The following is a 19,228-nucleotide window of genomic DNA, read 5'->3' on the forward strand; positions in this document are numbered from 1 at the left end:
CGATGCGGGTTGGAATCGAAATCGGCGGCACGTTCACGGATCTGATTGCCGTCTCGGACAATGGTGAGATCGAGTCGGCCAAGGCGCTCAGCACGCCATCAAACCCTGCCCTGGGGGCTCTCGATGCCTTGCTGCGCTGGCGGCCCGACGCATCGGGCGTCAAGAGCCTCGTGCACGGCTCGACAGTGGCAACGAATGCGGTGATCGAGCGTAAGGGCGCACTGACTGCACTGCTGGTCACCGAAGGCCACCGCGACATTCTCGAAATCCAGCGGCACGAGAAGTCAGACATCTTCGACATGCACTACACATCGCCAGTACCGCTAGTACCGCGACAATGGTCCATTGAGGTGCGCGAAAGGCTCGATGCGGCGGGGCAGGTCGTAACGCCATTGGCTCTGGACGCGCGGCTGGAGACCGAGATTGAGCGGCTGGTGGAGCGCGACGGCATCTCGTCCATCGCCATTTGCCTGCTCCACAGCTATCTGAATGCCGATCACGAACTGGCACTGGAATCCTGGCTGAGGGACCGGTTCCCCGGCCTTCAGGTCAGCCTCTCGTCCGTCATCAATCCCGAATACCGCGAATATGAGCGCGCCAGCACCACCGTCATGAGCGCATATTTGCGGCCCGTGGTCGCTGGCTATATGGGCGATGTCCAGCGGCTGATGCGTGAGAACGGGCTCGAGGGCAACATTCAGATCATGCAGTCCTCAGGCGGCATTATTCCCATCGAGGCGGCCCGCGAGAAGGCTGTCAATGTGGTGCTGTCGGGGCCTGCCGCTGGGGTCGTGGGCGCCGTCTTCATGGGCGGTCTTGCGGGCGTCCGCGACTTCATCACCTTGGATATGGGGGGCACCAGCACGGATGTGTGCCTGGTGCGCGATCTCCAAGCGACCCTCTCCTATGACAACAAGGTGGATGGACTGCCGGTGCGGGCGCCCACATTTGATATTCAGGTGGTGGGTGCGGGCGGCGGATCGATCGCTGCCGTGGACCCTGCCGGTTATCTCCGCGTTGGGCCGCGAAGCGCTGGTGCCGATCCAGGTCCTTGCTGCTATGGCCGGGGCGGAACCGAACCGACCACTACCGATGCGACGGCATTGATGGGCATTCTTCGCCCCCACCGATTCTTCGGTGGCAATCTCGAGCTTCGGCTGGATCTCGCACGCGAGGCGGTGGAGACGCTCGCGCAAGCCCTAAGCCTGCCGACCCTCGACGTCGCAGAAGGAATTCGCCGGATCGCCAATGCGAACATGACAGAGACCATTCGCTTGATCTCGATCGAGCGCGGTCACAATCCCCGCGATTTTGCGATCCTCGCATTCGGCGGAGCGGGTGGGCTCCATGCCTGCGAGGTCGCGGAAGAACTGATGATCGATACCGTCGTTGTGCCCGAGCATCAGGGCGTGCTCTCCGCCCTCGGCCTGCTCGCCAGCGATTTCACACTGGATCTCGTGAAATCCCACCCGGTGGATGAAGATCGGATAGATCTCGATGTGCTGGCATCGACCTTCGCGTCATTGGAGGACGCCGCGCGGTCGGAATTCGGCCGTTATGGGCTCGACACAAGTGACATTCTGATCACTCCCAGTATCGATATCCGCTACCGCGGGCAAGCCTCGGAACTCAACGTTCCGATCGCGGATGGATTAATCAACACCGCCGCACCCAACGGCTGGATCGCGAAGTTCCACGCGCTTTACGAAGAGCGCTTCGGACACAGCTTTCCCGAGAAGCGGGCACAGATTGTTAATCTGCGGCTTGTGGCGCGCAAACCAGCCGGCCGCATCGATCTCGCGCCCAAGCCGAAGGGGAAAGCACCGTCGGTGGAAGCCGGCGAGATCTTCTTCGGAGGAAGGGTCCGGCAGGCGCAGTTCCTCTGGCGGCCGGAACTTCCGGCTGGTTTCACCTGTTCGGGCCCGGCGATCGTTGAGGATCACTTCGCCACGACATTCATTCCGCCCGGCTGGGATCTCGCCGTACATGAGATGGGAACATTGCTGCTGAGGAAAGCCCATGACGCAGCCGAATAGTCCGATGAGCGTGACCAGCTCATCTGTCACTGACCTTCCACTCGTTATGCGCTCCGCCTTTCTCGAGAAATGCCCGAAGCCTGCGGCAACCTGGCCGTTATGCATGGGACTGGTCTCAGCGGAAGGGAACGTGCTCGCGCAGCACGAGGATCTGCCGATATTCGCCAGTGTGCTGGAAGGTGTGGCACGCGCAGCTGTGGCGCGTTTCGGGAAAAGCGACTGGGCGGATGGCGAGCTTTATCTCAGCAACGATCCCTATTTGGGCGGGCTTGATCTTGGCACGATCGTGATGCTGGCGCCCATCTTCGTTCAAGATCGGCTGGCTGCCTTGGCCGGTGGTGCGCTCCGGCTGGACGACATTGGCGCGATGCGGGATGACATCTTCACCTTCGGCCGCGAGATCATGCATCAGGGCGTCCGGCTTTCCGGCCTGCGTTTCCCCCTGGAGAAGGGTCACGTGCCGGAAATGCTTGAAAATTATCTGGCTGCCAACATCCGCAACCCTGAGCTGGCTATTCCCGCGCTGAATGCCCTGGCCGCTGCCGTTGCGGGCATTCGCATCGACGGCGTTGAAGCCATCGCGCAACGGAGCCGCGATACGGCGCATGCAGCAGAGGCGGCGGCGAGGACACTGGCGCTGGCAGAATTGGGCGAGGCGCGTGATCCGTCCGGCGAGACGCTGCAACTCAAATTCGCCTGTATCGGCAACCAGATCCGCGTTAGTGCCGATTACACCCCCATAGATCGAGAAGGCCGCAACGCGTCCCTCGCGGCCGTCCGGGCTGGCATCCTTGTTGCGCTCGCCGAGGCCGTCGACATTCGTCCTTGGGCCTTGAGTGAGTGCGTCAACCTCGAGGTGCCTGAGAAATCCAGATTCAACGCAACCTATCCCGCCGCCGTGCAGGGCGTAGCGTGGGCCGCGTTCCTGTCCTATCAAGCGACCGTACACGCTTTGGGCCGTGTCGCGACACTCGATCGGCGCCAATTCCTCGGGGAGTGACCATCCTAAACCGGCCTTGCACCAGAGCCGAAACGGTAGGACAGCCCGAGGGCGACACAGACCAGCAGCACCTGCATTACGGAGACAGCCGCGATCGTGGGGTCGATTTCGTTCATGATGTTGTCGAACATCTTCTTTGGCAGCGTCATGTTGGCCCCGCCCAGGAACATCGCGACAACGAGTTCGTCGAATGAAGAGACGAACGCGAGGAACATTGCCGACACGAGCGCCGGCCTGATGATCGGCAGTGTGACGCGCCAGACTGCCTTTAGCCGGCTTGCGCCGAGACCCATGGCCGCCTGCTCCAAACGCGGATCGACCGTCTTCAGCGAGGCCGAGACGATGATCACCACATAAGGGATGGCGAGCACCGTGTGGGCCAGCACGATGCCGCGCCAGTCCCCGATAAGGCGCAATTGCGAGAACAAGCCGTAGATTGCCACCGAATAGATGATCGTCGGGACCAGCAGCGGGGTCATGGACAGCTGATTGATGGTCTCACGGCCCGGGTAGCGGCCGCGCACCAGGCTGAAGGCCATCATCGTGCCGAGCACTGTCGCGAGCACCGTTGTGGCCGCGGCGATTTTGAGGCTCCGATAAGTGGAATCGAGCCAGGAGTAGTCCTGGAAATAGGCCTCATACCATCGCAGCGAGAAACCGGGCGGTGGAAACTGGAGATAGGACGCAGAGCTGAACGAGATGGGGAAGACGATCAGCAGCGGCACCATCAGAAAGGCAAACACCAGGCCCGCATAGAGATAGAGGAGGGCTCTTCCCCAGCTGGGTTGACCGGGCCGCCGGCGTCTCCGGGTGATGATCTCGTTCACAGCCGGCTCCTGAGCAGACGGTTCAGTCCAAGAGACACCAACAGGGTAGTTGCAAGAAGCACGAGCGACAAAGCAGCAGCGAATTCCCAGTCGAGGAACTCGCGCACCTGCCGCTCGATCATCAGCGCCATGGTGGCTACGCGGCCGCCGCCGAGCAGGGCTGGGGTAATATAAAAGCCGATCGACAGCACGAAAACGAGGATGCAGCCCGCCAGAACCCCGGGGAGGGTGAGCGGAAAATAGATCCGGTAGAACGCCTGGAAGCGCGATGCGCCAAGGCCATCCGCCGCCTGAAGCAAGGCCGGGTTAATGCGGCGCATGACGTCATAAAGCGGGAAAACCATATAGGGCAGGAGCACATGCACCATGCCGATGAGCACCCCGCCGAGATTGTTCAACAGCTGCAGGGGCGTGTCGATGAGCCCGAGTCCCATCAATGCCTGATTGATGATGCCATTGCGCCCGAGCAGAACCATCCAGGCATAGGTGCGAACCAAGAGGCTCGTCCAGAAGGGGAGCAGGAGAAAACCAAAGCCGATCACCGCCCAGCGCGGTGGCATGATGGTGAGGACATAGGCCAAGGGATAACCGAGTACGAAGCTGATCAGCGTGACATAGACGCCGAGAAGCAGTGTATCCCCAAGGACTTTGGCATAGAGCCCATCGGTGAGGGCGCGCTGCAGAGGGCCGATCCCCTCTTGCACCCCTACGAAAAGAAAACCGAAGACAGGCAATGCAAAGAGCGCCAGGATGAGCAGGAAGGCTGGCGCACCGGTGCCGATCCCTCGATTGCGCCATTTAGGGAACAATCCCTTGCGATGCGGCGCCCCCATTACCGCCATCGTCATTATGCCCCCACCACCTGCACATCATTGCGGTCAAAGCCCAACCGGATGCGCTCGCCGGCGGCGGGGACCTTGCCCAAGTCGCGCATTTGCCAGCGCACGAGAAGCGCGGGCCCTTGCTCGGTCTGGAGTCGCAATCTTACGGACTCGCCGAGATAGATCGTCTCGAGCACGGTGGCGGTAAATTGGTTATCCCTCTGATCACCATTGCGCAAGAGGCGAGGCCGCTCCGGGCGGATAAGCACACTGGCATTTTCGGGCCACCGGGAGACATCGCAGAGCAGGCGTGTGCCATCGGACAGGATCGCGGCATCCATGCCGTCCTGTCGGGCGGGGAACAGGTTAGATTCGCCGATGAATTCAGCGACGAAGCGATTGGCTGGCCTACCATAGATTTCTTCCGGCGTGCCGAGCTGGGCTATCTCACCTTCATTCATGACCGCGATCCGATCGGAAAGCATGAGCGCCTCCTCCTGGTCATGAGTCACGAACACCGCGGTGAGGCCGAGACGCTGCTGCAGATGCTTGATCTCGAGCTGCATTTGCTCACGCAGTTTGCGGTCGAGCGCGCCGAGAGGCTCATCCAGCAGGAGCAGTCGCGGCTGGAAGACGACCGCCCGTGCCAGAGCGACCCGCTGTTGCTGTCCGCCGGACAGCTCACGCGGTAGGCGATCGCCATAAGTCTCGAGCGCCACCAGACGAAGTGCATCCGCCACGCGCTTGCGGATCTCCGAGGTGGGCCGCTTCCGCATTTCTAATGGGAATGCAACGTTCCTCGCCACAGTCAGGTGGGGAAACAGTGCATAGTGCTGGAAGACCATGCCGATATCGCGCCCGGACGGCGGCACGCCGGTGATGTCCTGTCCCCCGAGCAGGATACGGCCCTGATCGGGGTACTGGAAGCCGGCGATGATGTTAAGCAGGGTTGTTTTACCCGAACCGCTGGGGCCGAGAATTGTCAGCAGCTCTCCGGCCCGCACGGTCAGATCGACCTTCCGCAAGGCGATGACGGACCCGAACTGCCGCCCGATGCCCTGCAGATTGAGTTCCCGGGCTGCATCGCCAATGGCCGATGCCGGAAGGGAAGCGGGTTTCAATCTTAGTTCTCCAAGACCCAGCGGGACCAACGTTCCTTGATGGCAGCACCATTCTCGCTCCACCAGGCGATATTGGTCCAGAACTGCTTTTTCAGATGGTCAGGATAGGTCGGAAGGAACGGTGCAACCTTGGGGTCGGTGAACTGCAGGGCGTCGAGATTGAGGCCGGGATAGCCGATTACTTCCGCATAGACGCCTTGCAGCTTGGCCTCCGCGGCCAGCGCAAGGAACTTTTGGCCCCAATAGGCATTAGGCGCACCGGCGGGGATACCGAAAGCAGACTCCTTGATGGCGCCCTGGTTCCACTCGATGGCGACCGGAGCATTCTCCTTCATGAGCGACCAGACCCGGCCATTCCAGGCAGTGCCCATATCGACTTCCTTATCGACGAGCACCTGAGCCGACTGGGCGCCTGTCGTCCACCACACCGCGACATGCTTCTTGATGGTGTCGAGCTTCCGGAAGGCGCGGTCCACGTCGAGGGGATAAAGCTTGTCAGCCGGCACGCCATCCGCGAGGAGCGCGAATTCGAGGTTCTCGATCGGTGTGTTCTGCATGGATCGCATGCCGGGAAACTTCTCGACATCGAAGAAATCGGCCCACGACTTTGGATGATTGTCGCCCTTGAACACGTCGGTATTATAAGCAATGACCGTAGAATAGACCGACTTTGGGAAGATGTACTTACGGTCGCGGAGGTTTTCAGGATAGGCGGAGAAGTCTATGATCTTATGATCCAGCGGCTCGAGGAGGCCGGCTTTCTCAGCCTGAACTGCATCCTCTCCGGTCAGCTCGGTGACGGCCCAGTCGATATTCCCCGAATTGACCATCGCGCGAAGCTTACCGAGATCGAGGGGGCTCGTATTCACGATGCGGATCCCGTAGCGCTTCTCGAATTCGGAATAGAAGATGCGCCGCATGGCGCTCTGCATATCGCCACCGGAATCATTGATGACAATCTGCTCGGGCTTCGGCGGCTCGGATTGCGCCGAGGCCGGGACGGCCACAGCCGCCGCCAAAAGCGCTCCGCTAAACACCAGGGCACCGGCCGCAAGCGATGCCCTGTAAGCGTAACTCCCCTTGGTCATTGCCTTTTGCATCATCCCCACCTCCATTGATCAGTGTCAAATCTGCACAGACGCGGGTGCCGTCCTTCAAAGAACGGATGTCAGTGCGCGGTGCAGTTTGCTCCTTATTGGCTCGGGCTCTGCCGAACGGTGCCGATCAGACTACGCGAAAAAACAAAACGATCAAGTTAGCATTTCGCGAACAGATTGTTTCGTGAACCGAGTCCATAGTGCTGCAGGCGTGACTGCGGCGCGTATGTTTCTGTTGCTAATGGTCTAGAAAATTTGTTTCATGAACGAGCGAGTGGGCCGGGACAAGATAATGGATTTTCGGGGAGCCATCGATTTTCGAATACAACCGCCATGGCGTTGGCGCGAGGATGAGCCGGAGCCACCCTCCAGCGCCGGGCTCGCTGGTTACCGAGCCGTCTATGGCGCGGACTACAAAAAGGGAGTGAGTTTCGAAAGCCTCCAGGCGGATATGCGTCGTCACGGGATCCGCGCCCTCATCCATTCCGAGCCGACTTCCGGCAGCACGCGTGACTGGAACGACAGGGTCGCTGAGACAATTGCCAGGGATCGATCCCTGTTTCTCGCCGGCTTTTGTTCAGCCGACCCGCGAAACATCATGGAAGGCGTCCGGGAGATCGATCGCTGCTACCACGAGCTGGGTCTGCGCGGTCTCTCGCTTGTTCCGGACTTCTACAATATCGATCTTGCCGACAAGCGGTGTTATCCGCTCATCGCCAAGGCGGCCGAGCTTGGCATGCCCGTGGGGTTGCATGTCGGGGTGAACTTCACCACCACCAGCCCTATCCGCCATGGCCATCCCAGTTATGTCGATGAGATCGCTTGTCATTTTCCAGATCTCATCCTGATTTGCTTGCATGGCGGCTGGCCATGGCCGACGGAAATGATCGCCGTCGCCTGGAAGCACCGCAACGTTTATCTCGAGTTCGGCGCAATCGCGCCGCGCTATCTCGCCTCTGCCGATGGCGGCTGGCATCCTATGCGGCACTTCATGAACACCCAATTGCAGGACCGCATCCTGCTCGGGACCGACTGGCCGATGATCCGGCACGATCGTCTGTTCGAAGAGTTGCCGCTGCTGGACCTGAAGCCGATCGTCCTCGAGAAATATGTCCGTGGTAACGCCGAGGCGCTCCTCGAGCGCATGTTGAAATAGCAGAGAGGACTGCGAGGAGACGCCATGGCGGCAGACAGTGACGATCGCTCGATGCTCCGGGTGCGTCTTGGTAATCAGGACACCCATTACCGGGAACATCTGATACCCGCAGCCACCATTCTGAGGCTGTTTGCCGATTGCTCAACCGAGATCGGCCTACGAGAAAATGGAGGCAGACCGAGCTTGCTCGCGGCATATGAGAGTGCTGAATTTTTGCTCCCGTGCAGGGTTGGCGACTATGTGGAGTTCACCGCCGAAGTCATCTCCCGTGGCCGGCGATCGAAGCGCGTAAAGCTTGCCGCTTATCGGCATATCGCGGCTCCCGAGAAGGACGGCGACCCCTCTGTAATCTGCGATCCGCCCGAGCTGATCGCTCGTGCTGTTCTCGTGTCCGTCAAGCCACGCGAGGCTTGAAACGGTCTCGCGCGTCACCCCGCCCATTCTCGGTGGTCATATCCGATGTCCAAGCAAGCCGTCCTCAGCCAAACTGTGGCACCCGTTACCCAGCGCCGCCTCGAAATTGAGAAGACCGCTCTGCCGCCAAATCTCGGGGCCTTTCTAGATAATCTGGTCGAAGAGGTGCCCGACAGCGTCGCGCTCCATCTAATTGAGAGCGGGGAGGCTCTGACCTATGCGGAGCTGCGTGCCCGGGTCAATCAGGTGGCAAACGGGTTGAGGCATCTCGGGGTTCGCAAGGGCGCCCACATCGGTGTGATGCTCCCCAACATCAAGGAATTCCCGATCGCTTGGCTTGCTATTGCCAAGGTTGGAGCGGTCATGGTGCCGATCAACATTCGTTACACCAGTCGCGAATTGCATTACGTGCTGGATGATAGCGAGGCTGATTATTTGATTATCCTGGCCGACTTGCTCCCGCTTTTCGAAGAGGTGGCCAACACATTGCCGCGACTGCCCCGGAACAACGTGATCGTCTGCGGCGCCAGCCAGGAGGGTTATGGAAAATGGGACCATCTTACCGAATTTGGGGAGCAATTTACCGCCGAAGAGCCGGTCGGGCCAAATGATCTCCTCAATATCCAATATACCTCGGGCACCACGGGTTTTCCCAAAGGCTGTATGCTTTCGCATGATTATTGGCTCATCGTGAGCAAGGTGAATGCCGCACGCGACGGTCGGTGCATGCCCAACGTGATGGCCTCCACCCCGTTCTTTTACATGGATCCGCAATGGCTCATGCTGATGGCCTTCCATCAGCGCGGGACCCTTTTTCTGGCGCCACGACAGAGTGCCAGCCGGTTCATGGATTGGGTGCGGCAGTATCGGATCAACTTCTGCCTGATGCCGAACGTCATTCTTAAGCAACCCGAGTCGCCCCTGGATCGCGACAACGATCTGATCAAGGTTAGTATCTACGGCTTTCCAAGCGCTGACCAGGCAGCACTCGAAGCGCGATTTGACGTCGTCGCGCGTGAGGCTTTCGGCATGACGGAGATCGGCTCCTGCCTCTTCGTTCCGATTGAAGCAACCGACATGGTCGGGTCTGGCACCTGTGGCATTCCTTCACCCTTTCGGGAATGCCGCATCGTCGATGGCAACGGCAATGATGTACCCGAGGGTGACACGGGCGAGCTGGTGGTTCGCGGCCGAGGAATTCTGCAGGGCTACTACCGAAAACCGGACGCGACGTCGGAGGCCTTTTTCGGAGAGTGGTTCCGGACCGGCGACCTCTTCACTAGGGACGAGAACGGCTTCTATTACATCGTCGGGCGGGTGAAGGACATGATCCGCCGCGCGGGCGAGAACATCGCCGCGCGCGAGGTGGAGGCAGTGGTGTCTGTGATGCCGGAGGTGGCCGAGGCGGCAGCCATCCCGGTTCCGGACGACACACGGGGCGAGGAGGTCAAGATCTATGTTGTCCCTCGCTCCGGGCGCAATGCGGACGATCTCACCCCGGAGAGGGTGATTGCCCATTGCGCACAGCAGCTCGCCAGTTTCAAGGTGCCGCGCTATGTCGAGTTTCGAAGCGAGCTGCCGAAGACGCCCTCAGATAAAGTCGCAAAGCATCTGCTGAAAGCAGAAAAAACCGATCTACGCCAAGGAAGCTGGGACAGAGTAGAGGGACGGTGGCTCTAGGCCTTCTCTCGCGCTGGATCCCATGCACAATAGGGCACGACCTTCTTCCTACGGAGACATGACCTTGAGCACATCGCCGATTGCCACCCGGTTGGAGCAGGGCTGCGCCGTCATCACCGCCAACAATCCGCCAGTCAATGCGCTCGGGCACGCGGTCCGGGCCGGGCTGATGGCGGCCTTGAGATCCGCCCTGGCAGATCCGGCGGTGTCCTCCGTGGTGATCACGTGCGCGGGGCGAACCTTCTTTGCGGGCGCGGACATTCGCGAATTCGGCAAGCCCTCACAGCCGCCGCATCTCGGCAAGGTGCTCGATCTGATCGAGCAGGCGGATAAGCCCATTGTTGCCGCGATCCATGGAACCGCCTTGGGCGGTGGCATGGAGCTCGCGCTTGCCTGCCATGCACGGGTGATCGAGGCAACCGCCAAGGTTGGCCTGCCGGAAGTGAAGCTCGGCCTTATTCCTGGCGCTGGCGGCACCCAGCGCACGCCGCGTCTGATCGGTCTCATGGCAGCGCTCGATCTCGTGACCAGCGGCCGCCATGTGGGCGCTGCGGAAGCCAAAGAGCTCGGCCTCGTGGATCATGTGGTTGCGGCCGACCTTGAGCGGGAGGCGATCGATTACGCGCGATCCCTGGTCGGCAAGCCCCTGCGGCGGACGGGCGAGCTTTCCATCCCGGCCTGTGACCAGGCGGCCTTTGATCAAGCGGCAATGCGCATCATCGGCCGTGCCCGCGGGCAGCTCTCACCGCGCATCGCCATCGAGGCGGTTCGCTCATCCGCCACAGCCCCCTTCCGCGGCGGCTTGATGGCCGAGCGCTTGCTGTTTCAGGAGCTGGTGAGAAGCGACCAATCCCGTGCCTTGCGCCATGCCTTTTTCGCCGAGCGTGAGGTTCAGCGTGCGCCCCAGCTTGCATCCGCAACGCCTCGGTCTCTCTCCCGTGTGGGCGTGATCGGCGCCGGAACCATGGGCGCAGGCATAGCCATGGCGCTGCTCGACGGCGGGTTGATGGTGACCGTGGTCGAGAACGATGCCGACGCGGCGGCGCGGGGCAGGGAGCGCATCGACGGTTTGATGGCACGGGCGCTCCGCTCGGGCCGCCTCAGCGAGGCCGGCCGGGATGAGCGGCTTAAGCGGCTGACCGTGACCGATGATTTTCATCAGCTGCAGGCCATGGATCTGGTCATCGAAGCAGCCTTCGAAGACATGGCCGTCAAGAAGGAGATCTTCGCGCGCCTCGCCGACGTAACCCCGAAAGGCACGGTGCTGGCCACCAACACGTCCTATCTCGACATCAATGAGATCGCGCGGGCGGCAGCGGGCAGGGAGGCCGACGTCATCGGTCTCCATTTCTTCTCTCCCGCCAATATCATGCGCCTGGTCGAAGTGGTCGGGCCGGCTTCGGCCGATAAGGATGCGGTGGCGACAGGGTTTGCGCTCGCCCGCCGCCTCGGCAAGCTGCCGGTCCTCTGCGGCGTTTGCGAGGGCTTCGTTGGCAATCGCATTCTGGCCCAGTGGCGTCAGATCGCCGAGTTCGCATTGGAAGACGGCGCCTTGCCGGAAGAGGTCGATGCAGCGCTGGAAGCTTACGGTCTGGCCATGGGCCCCTTTGCCGTTGCCGATCTCGCCGGCCTTGATATCGCAGCGAGCCGGCGTCGCAGGCTGGCAGGCACCCGCAACCCCGAGGCGCGATATAGCGGAGCAATACCCGACAAGCTGGTTGAGCTTGGCCGGCTCGGCCAGAAGACGGGCGCCGGCTTCTATCGCTATGAAAACGGCGCAAGGCGGTCGGATCCGGAAGTCCACGCCATCATCCGCTCGTTCTGGCCGCACACCGGTATGTCCGACACCCTATTCGACGGGGAATTGCTGCAGCGGCGCATCCGGGCCGTCATGGTGAACGAAGGCGCGAAGATCCTTGCCGAAGGGATCGTTGCGAGGCCATTGGACATCGACCTGGTGCTCATCCATGGCTACGGCTTTCCAGCCTGGCGAGGCGGGCCGATGTTCGAAGCCGATGCCATTGGCTTGCCGCAGATCCTCGCGGATATGGAAGAGGTCCATGCGCGCTTCGGCGCAGGCTGGGAGCCGGCCCCGCTCTTGAAGGAACTCGCCCGCACCAACGGCCGCTTTGCCGATCTTGGAGATGGGAGCAGCCCAAGCTGACGCCACCCAGACGTGATGCGGCTCTGCAAAAGAGCTGCTCCCGACACGCCCAAATTCGGAGCATTTGCATCTGGGGCAGGACTGCTCTCATGTAATGTCCCCGGTCAGCAACCTCCTTCGCCGTAGCACTCCTGTTGATCGCGGGCGCGTACGGCCCTGTTCTTTCACACCTGCTTCTTTCTCAACCTACGCCCCTTGCTGGGGCGACAGATACTTGCCGGCATGTTCCGCTTTGTCTGCCAGTTTCGATCCACGCCCCTGCGTGAGGGGCGACACATGGTGGCGCTACAGCCATTCCTGGATCAAAACCGGCCAAACGAAGCGACCCTGCCTGCCGATGAGAGTCCCCCCATCGCTTTGCTGGTGCTCTCCGCGCGCTTCGGGCACTATGCGTGCGGCCGATGGCCCGTCAGCGGCTGATCGGATGCTCCATGCGGAGGTTGCATGAGTCCGCAGACACAGACAGGGCTGCCCTCCACCACGCAGCCGTCTTGGCCGAGACTGCTGTTGCTGGTGACCGCGGCGATCGAAACCATGAGCGGGCTGTCGAATTCGACCATTCTCTTCGCGGACATTCCGGACATACCAGGCCCAGGCTTGGGCGGTTTGCTCATCAAAATCAGCCTGGCCTTGCATCCGCTCTTCGCTGCAGCGGCGCTGATCTTTATCAGCACCGGCTGGGTCTATCATGCTGTCGTCGCGCTGGCACTGGTGCTGGTGATCGAATGGATGAACATCTTGCCCTCCGTCCGGCTCGACGATCTCGCGCTGTCCGACCCAGGCTCGCTCTTCACTGTTATTTATGTCCTGGCACTGCCGGTCCTTGCCATCGCAGCGACCCTGATGATCTCCAGGCATCCAGATACCGCGGGAGCGCCTGCCGTTCTGCTCGCCATCCCGACGCTTGCCAGCATCGCCGGCGTTGCCGCCTTCGCGATCGGCGTCATGATCTATGGATTCTAAGCCAGCCGATCATCGGATCGGTGCCCTGTCGCAAGCGCAGAACACGACCCGATGAGTGCTGGATCGTCGCCGCCGGACCCCGCTTCGCTCACATGAGCTTTGAATGGGCCGTTTCTCTGAGCGTCAGCACCACCAATGTCGAGATTGCCGCAGCAATCATCAAATAGAAGGTAGGTGCCAGCGGCGAGCCCGTCGCGCTGATCAGCCAAGTCGCGATATAAGGTGCAAAGCCGCCGAAGATCGCAACCGAGAGACTATAGGCGGTGGACATCCACGTCGACCGCCCATTCGTGGGGAAAATCTCCGCAATCGCTGCGGGGCCCGGCCCTGAGAAGCTTGCGAGCATCAACCCGAAGATGATCTGCACCACGACGGCAGCGGCGAAATTGCCATAGGCCAGCATCAGACTGAACAGGGGATAGCTGAGCACCAGGAAGCTGACCACCGACGCCAGGATGAGCGGTTTGCGGCCCACGCGATCCGAAATGCGTCCCATGAGCGGAATGGCGATGACGACCGCCACGAGGCCGATCGTGTTCGACCACAAGGCTTCCGTCCGGCTGAGCCCCGCATATTTCTGCGTGAATGTCGGCATATAGCTCAGCATGATATAGAAGCTCACGGTCCAGAGGATGGTGAAGCCGAAAGCCTGTCCCGCCGCCCGCCAAGGCATCTCCCGCGGCTTTTCATTCTGCTCCTGAACCGCGCGAAAGGCGGGCGTGTCCTCCACATTCCGCCGGATATACATGCCCAATGGAAGCAGGATGCCGCCCAGAAGGAAGGGAATGCGCCAGCCCCAATCGCTCATCTGCTCCGGCATGAGGATCGATGCCACGATGGCAGCCACCCCGGAACCGATCAGCAGGCCGCCGGCGACGCTTGCCTGCTGCAAGCTCCCAAACAAGCCCCGCCGGTTTGATGGCGCCCATTCGACGATGAACGCGGTCGAGCCACCCCATTCGCCGCCAGCGGAGAAGCCCTGCACCAATCGGCACACCACCAGCAACACCGGCGCGGCGACGCCGATGGAGGCATAGGTTGGGAGGAGGCCGATACCGACCGTCGACACCGCCATCAGGAACAGGGTGAGGACGAGCGCCGTCTTGCGGCCGCGGGCATCCCCAAGCCAGCCGATGGCGATGCCACCCAGCGGCCGGGCAACGAAGCCGAGGCCAAACGCCGCGAAAGCTGAGAGGAGGGCGGTCGTATCATCGGCGGAGGGGAAGAAATGCTGCGCAATAATGGTCGCGAGAAATCCATAGACCGCATAGTCGTACCATTCGACGACGGTACCCCAGACACCTGCGGCAATTGCCTTTCTCGATTCCGCCGTTGTGATGGTCGTGCTGTCCACGTCTGCCTTGTAGATTGCGTCAGTCGACACCTTACCTCTCCCTGGATTGAGCGTTCACCTTCCCATTCGTGCGTCCGTCTTCATTCGTGATCAGAGGCCGAAATGCCCGGCCTGTCCGCCGTCTATTCGGCGGCTTGCACTTCTGTTTCGCGGTACTTGGCGGCCCACAGCGCGCGTTTGCGCAGGCTCCATTCATATTGCGGCGGCCAGAGGTCATAGCCGTCGACGCCTTCGAGTTCGAGGAGCGCATGCAGCGGCCATTGCGGGTTGAACAGCAACTCGCGCCCGAGACAAATCAGGTCGGCCTGCTCATCACGCAGGATCGCTTCCGCATGTTTTGGATTGACGATCAGCCCCACCGCTGCGGTCTTGATCCCAACCTTCTTGCGAACCTCCTCGGCGAACGGGACCTGGAAACCGGGCCGACGGGTAAGCGCCGTGGCCACGCTGCGTGACCGCTCTGCATCGATGCCACCTGAGGAACAGTCGATTACATCGTAACCCATTTCCCGCAGCCGCTCAGTGAAGACGAGCGTATCGTCCATGGTCCAGCTTTCCGGTAAGCCGTCAATAGCCGAAATCCGGAAGAATGCAGGTTTATCGCCGGGCCATTCGCGCCGCACCGCTTCCGCGATCTCGAGCGGATACCGCATCCTGTTCTCGAGACTGCCGCCATACTCATCCGTGCGCCGATTGCTCACCGCCGACAGAAAGGAGTGGATGAGATAGCCATGGGCGCCGTGGATCTCGACCACATCGAAGCCGCACTCGCGCGCGCGCCGGGTTGCACTGGCCCAGGACGCGACGATGCGTTTCATCTCGTCACGATCGAGCGCCACCGGCACGGCCCGCTTCGGATTGGCCGCGAGCGCCGATGGGGCGACCATCCGCCAGGGACCTTCGCCGCGCGCTGCTTCCTCGTCACCGAGTGCTTCGCCGCCTTGCCAGGGCCGCTGGCTGCTGGCCTTGCGACCCGCATGCCCGAGCTGAATTCCAGGAACGGCACCTTCGCTCCGGATGAAGTCGGCAATACGGGCCAGAGGCTCCATCTGCTCGTCCTTCCACAGCCCGGTACAACCGTGAGTGATGCGCCCGTCTGCCTCGACCCCTGTTGCTTCCACGAACACGAGCCCCGCACCGCCGGTGGCGAGCTTGCCGTAATGCACGAAATGCCAATCATTCGCGAAGCCGTCGACGGCCGAATAGAGGCACATCGGCGAGGCCACGATTCGGTTGGGAATTTTTACCTCGCGCAACTGCAGCGGCGAGAAAAGATGGGATTTGAATTGTGTCATCCTGAGAGAACCCCTGAAACCCACGTCTATGAGCGTTTATGAAAACGGTTTCAGAGTCAAGGCGGCTCTACAATGCCATCTCTACAATGATGATGCTGTTTTTCTGAAGCCGGTTTCCCTATTCTGCTTGTGTTCGATCCAGCATGTGAGGCGATGAAGTGCGCTCGACCCGGCGTCCGCAACCGGCCTTGGAGAAGCTGAGCAGGGCCCCCACGATTCGTGACGTCGCCCGTCACGCGGACGTATCGGTCGCGACCGTTTCGCGGGTGCTGAACCGCCCCGAGCTCGTCAGTCCGGATGTCGTGCAGCGGGTCCACTCGACCATACGACTGCTCGAATACATACCGAACGGCTCTGCCCGCGCTCTGGCGAGCCGCGCCACACGCATGGTGGCGGCAGTGATGCCGACGATCGATGGTGCGATCTATTCCAAGATGATTAGCGCCATGCAGCAGGCCTTCGAGCGTCGTGGCTTCGTTCTCTCGATTGCCGCTCACGAATATTCGCTATTGCGCGAGCTCGAGAGTGTCCGTGCACTGATCGAGCGGGGTGTGGACGCGATCATCCTTGTCGGCAAGATCCATGACCCGGCCGTCTACGATCTGATCCGCCGCAAGCGCATTCCGCTGCTGCTGATGTGCGTGTACGAACCCGACGGCGAGTGGCCTACGGTCGGCTGGAGCAACAGAGCCGGTGGAATGCGCATCGCCAATTACCTGGTGGATATTGGACACCGGAACTTCGGGATCATTAGTGGTATCCGCGCCGACAATGATCGGGCGGCGGATCGTGTGGACGGTTTCGTAGCCGCTTTGAAGTCGCGCGATCTCGATATTCCCGAGGACTGCATTGTTCAATGCCGCTATGATCTTGCCGAAAGCGCCAATGCCCTCCGGCACTTGCTGGCCGGAGAGCAACCCCCGACGGCCATTCTCTGTGGCAATGACGTCCTGGCGACTGGCGCGCTGCTGGAATGCCTGAGGCTTGGTATCCGGGTGCCGCAGGATGTCTCGATCGCCGGCTATGACGATCTCCCATTGGCGGCCCATCTGGTCCCACCCTTGACCACTTTGAGGATTCCCGCCGAGCAGATAGGCCGGCTGTCAGCCGAGACCGTAATAGGTCTCATCGAGAACCATCCGACCCCTCACCATGTCAATGTCGAGGTGGATCTGATCCTGCGCGGCACGACCGCACCGGCTGGAGCTCGAGTGTAAAAGCCAACGCACCTCATCATGCCCCGCTAACGATATCTTCCTATGAGATCTTTATGCCCCTCCGCATGGAGCCATCTCGAATTTTTATGCCTGCCTTGTCAGATTGAGCTGCGTTTGAACGCGTGTCACGGACCCGATGCTTAGGCTCGATCGGTCCGGAAACGAGGCATTCTCTCATGCTCGACTTGCTTATGCTCGGCCTCGGCCTGGGCTTCTTTGCCCTGGCGATCGGCTACGGCTTCCTTTGTGAGCGGCTCTGAGGAGCAATCCATGCTGTTCGATTTCGTGCTCGGTGGTCTCGTGACGGCCGGGCTTTTGGTCTATCTCGCCGTCGCCCTTGTGCGACCCGAATGGTTCTGAGGTGTGGCCATGACCCTCAATGGCGCAACTCAGATCGCGGTTTTCGCGCTTATCGTCCTCGCCCTGGCGAAGCCGCTCGGCGGCTACATGACCAGCCTGTTCAGTGGTGAGCGAACATTCCTTGGGCCCGTTCTGCGCCCTCTCGAACGCGGCGTCTATTGGCTGGCAGGCGTTGACGAGCGCCGCGAGCAGCACTGGCTCACCTATGCGCTCGCCATGCTGCTGTTCCATATCGGCGGCTTCATTCTTCTGTACGGCTTGCTGCGCCTGCAGCACCTGCTTCCGCTCAATCCGCAGGGGATGGTCGGCCTCGCCCCGGATCTTGCCTTCAACACGGCGGTGAGCTTTCTCACCAACACCAACTGGCAGAACTATGGCGGCGAGAGCACCCTGTCATACCTGTCCCAGATGGGGCTTACCGTTCAGAATTTTCTGTCCGCCGCCACGGGAATAGCCCTCGCCATGGCCTTGATCCGTGGCTTTTCGCGCGCATCGGTCCAGACGGTCGGGAATTTCTGGGTGGATGTCACGCGCGGCACGCTCTATGTGCTCCTGCCCATCTGCATCCTGTATGCCCTGTTCCTCGTCTGGCAGGGCGTGCCCCAGACCCTTTTGCCCTATATCGATGCGACGACACTCGAAGGCGCGCGGCAGACGATTGCCTTTGGCCCGACCGCCTCGCAAGTGGCGATTAAGATGCTCGGCACCAATGGTGGCGGCTTCTTCAATGCCAACAGCGCACACCCCTTCGAGAACCCGACAGCACTCACCAATCTCGTGCAGATGGTCTCGATCTTCGCGATCGGTGCGGCCCTGACCAACGTGTTCGGCCGCATGGTGGGCGATGAGCGCCAGGGCTGGGCGCTGCTCGCCGCCATGGCCGTCTTGTTCTTCGCCGGCGTTGCGGTCTGCTATTGGGCGGAGGCGTCGGGCACCGAGGCATTTCATGCGCTTGGCCTCGGCGGCGGCAATATGGAAGGCAAGGAAGTCCGCTTCGGCGTAGCGGCCTCGGTTCTCTTCGCGGTCGTGACCACCGCTGCCTCCTGCGGTGCCGTGAATGCGATGCATGACTCATTCACCGCCCTTGGCGGCATGATCCCCCTCATCAACATGCAATTGGGCGAGATCATCGTCGGCGGTGTGGGCGCCGGCCTCTATGGCATGCTCATCTTCGTGATCATCGCCATCTTTGTGGCCGGTCTCATGGTCGGCCGCACTCCCGAATATGTGGGCAAGAAGATCGAAGCGCGGGAGGTGAAGATGGCCATGCTCGCGATCCTCGTCCTGCCGCTCATGTATCTCGGCTGGACGGCGGTCGCGACCGTGCTGCCATCGGCCGTGGCCTCCATCGCCAATCCCGGACCGCACGGCTTTTCCGAGATCCTCTATGCCTTCACATCCGCGACGGCCAATAACGGTTCTGCCTTTGGCGGCCTCACCGGCAATACCCTCTTCTACAACCTGACCTTGGGCATCTCGATGCTGGTCGGCCGCTTCCTGATGATCATGCCGGTCATGGCGATCGCCGGCTCGCTTGTCGCGAAGAAATCGGTACCGGCATCCGCCGGCACATTTCCCACGACCGGCGGCCTCTTCATCGGCCTGCTGGTGGGCGTGATCCTCATCCTCGGCGGTCTCACCTTCTTCCCCGCGCTCTCGCTCGGCCCCATTGTCGAGCACCTGGCCATGACCGCCGGCCAAAGCTTCCCGTCTGGAGACTGAT

Annotated in this window: 16 protein-coding genes; 10 read left to right on the plus strand and 6 right to left on the minus strand. The window is 61.2% G+C overall.

What is annotated here, in order from left to right; all coding sequences use genetic code 11:
- Positions 1 to 2: 2 nt before the first annotated feature.
- Positions 3 to 2,036, plus strand: a complete 2,034-nt coding sequence (locus tag RCF49_RS18990; RefSeq protein WP_342641353.1) for a hydantoinase/oxoprolinase family protein — start codon at positions 3 to 5, stop codon at positions 2,034 to 2,036.
- Positions 2,020 to 3,036: a hydantoinase B/oxoprolinase family protein gene (locus RCF49_RS18995; protein ID WP_342641354.1), complete on the plus strand. Its 1,017-nt coding sequence runs from the start codon at positions 2,020 to 2,022 to the stop codon at positions 3,034 to 3,036. Before RCF49_RS18990 ends, RCF49_RS18995 begins: the two co-directional genes overlap by 17 nt.
- Positions 3,037 to 3,041: 5 nt before the next feature.
- Here the strand turns inward: RCF49_RS18995 and RCF49_RS19000 are convergent, their stop codons facing one another.
- From RCF49_RS19000 to RCF49_RS19015, 4 genes are read right to left on the minus strand one after another with little or no spacing between them, the layout of a single operon-like run.
- Positions 3,042 to 3,863 (minus strand): ABC transporter permease, encoded by an 822-nt coding sequence (locus tag RCF49_RS19000; protein WP_342641355.1) that lies wholly within the window; start codon positions 3,861 to 3,863, stop codon positions 3,042 to 3,044.
- Positions 3,860 to 4,711, minus strand: a complete 852-nt coding sequence (locus tag RCF49_RS19005; protein ID WP_342641356.1) for an ABC transporter permease — start codon at positions 4,709 to 4,711, stop codon at positions 3,860 to 3,862. Before RCF49_RS19005 ends, RCF49_RS19000 begins: the two co-directional genes overlap by 4 nt.
- A complete protein-coding gene (locus tag RCF49_RS19010; RefSeq protein ID WP_342641357.1) occupies positions 4,711 to 5,805 on the minus strand; it encodes an ABC transporter ATP-binding protein in 1,095 nt (364 codons plus the stop codon). The genes RCF49_RS19005 and RCF49_RS19010 overlap by 1 nt, the downstream gene beginning before the upstream one ends.
- Before the next feature lie 2 nt (positions 5,806 to 5,807).
- Positions 5,808 to 6,908, minus strand: coding sequence for an ABC transporter substrate-binding protein (locus RCF49_RS19015; protein ID WP_342641358.1), 1,101 nt, complete (start codon positions 6,906 to 6,908; stop codon positions 5,808 to 5,810).
- A gap of 286 nt (positions 6,909 to 7,194) precedes the next feature.
- Between RCF49_RS19015 and RCF49_RS19020 the strand changes: the two genes are divergently transcribed.
- From RCF49_RS19020 to RCF49_RS19040, 5 genes are all read left to right on the plus strand, one after another.
- Complete coding sequence (locus tag RCF49_RS19020; protein WP_342641359.1) at positions 7,195 to 8,058, plus strand: amidohydrolase family protein; 864 nt, start codon at positions 7,195 to 7,197, stop codon at positions 8,056 to 8,058.
- Between the two features lie 24 nt (positions 8,059 to 8,082).
- Positions 8,083 to 8,472 (plus strand): hypothetical protein, encoded by a 390-nt coding sequence (locus RCF49_RS19025; RefSeq protein ID WP_342641360.1) that lies wholly within the window; start codon positions 8,083 to 8,085, stop codon positions 8,470 to 8,472.
- Between the two features lie 45 nt (positions 8,473 to 8,517).
- Positions 8,518 to 10,152: a class I adenylate-forming enzyme family protein gene (locus RCF49_RS19030; protein ID WP_342641361.1), complete on the plus strand. Its 1,635-nt coding sequence runs from the start codon at positions 8,518 to 8,520 to the stop codon at positions 10,150 to 10,152.
- A 58-nt stretch (positions 10,153 to 10,210) separates the two neighbouring features.
- A complete protein-coding gene (locus RCF49_RS19035; RefSeq protein WP_342641362.1) occupies positions 10,211 to 12,316 on the plus strand; it encodes a 3-hydroxyacyl-CoA dehydrogenase NAD-binding domain-containing protein in 2,106 nt (701 codons plus the stop codon).
- Positions 12,317 to 12,760: 444 nt separating this feature from the next.
- Positions 12,761 to 13,279 carry a hypothetical protein gene (locus RCF49_RS19040; RefSeq protein ID WP_342641363.1) on the plus strand — a complete coding sequence of 173 codons (519 nt, stop codon included), beginning with the start codon at positions 12,761 to 12,763 and terminating at the stop codon, positions 13,277 to 13,279.
- An 88-nt stretch (positions 13,280 to 13,367) separates the two neighbouring features.
- Here the strand turns inward: RCF49_RS19040 and RCF49_RS19045 are convergent, their stop codons facing one another.
- Positions 13,368 to 14,663, minus strand: a complete 1,296-nt coding sequence (locus tag RCF49_RS19045; protein WP_342641364.1) for an MFS transporter — start codon at positions 14,661 to 14,663, stop codon at positions 13,368 to 13,370.
- Positions 14,664 to 14,755: 92 nt separating this feature from the next.
- Positions 14,756 to 15,928 (minus strand): NADH:flavin oxidoreductase/NADH oxidase, encoded by a 1,173-nt coding sequence (locus RCF49_RS19050; RefSeq protein WP_342641365.1) that lies wholly within the window; start codon positions 15,926 to 15,928, stop codon positions 14,756 to 14,758.
- 158 nt (positions 15,929 to 16,086) lie between these two features.
- Between RCF49_RS19050 and RCF49_RS19055 the strand changes: the two genes are divergently transcribed.
- From RCF49_RS19055 to kdpA, 3 genes are all read left to right on the plus strand, one after another.
- A complete protein-coding gene (locus tag RCF49_RS19055) occupies positions 16,087 to 17,145 on the plus strand; it encodes a LacI family DNA-binding transcriptional regulator (protein WP_342641366.1) in 1,059 nt (352 codons plus the stop codon).
- A 270-nt stretch (positions 17,146 to 17,415) separates the two neighbouring features.
- Positions 17,416 to 17,505: a K(+)-transporting ATPase subunit F gene (gene kdpF, locus RCF49_RS19060; protein ID WP_342641367.1), complete on the plus strand. Its 90-nt coding sequence runs from the start codon at positions 17,416 to 17,418 to the stop codon at positions 17,503 to 17,505.
- A 9-nt stretch (positions 17,506 to 17,514) separates the two neighbouring features.
- A complete protein-coding gene (gene kdpA / locus RCF49_RS19065) occupies positions 17,515 to 19,227 on the plus strand; it encodes a potassium-transporting ATPase subunit KdpA (protein WP_342641368.1) in 1,713 nt (570 codons plus the stop codon).
- Position 19,228 lies beyond the last annotated feature (1 nt).

Origin of the sequence: Rhodoligotrophos sp. CJ14 (assembly GCF_038811545.1) — a bacterium.
Classification (GTDB): Bacteria; Pseudomonadota; Alphaproteobacteria; order Rhizobiales; family Im1; genus Rhodoligotrophos; species Rhodoligotrophos ferricapiens.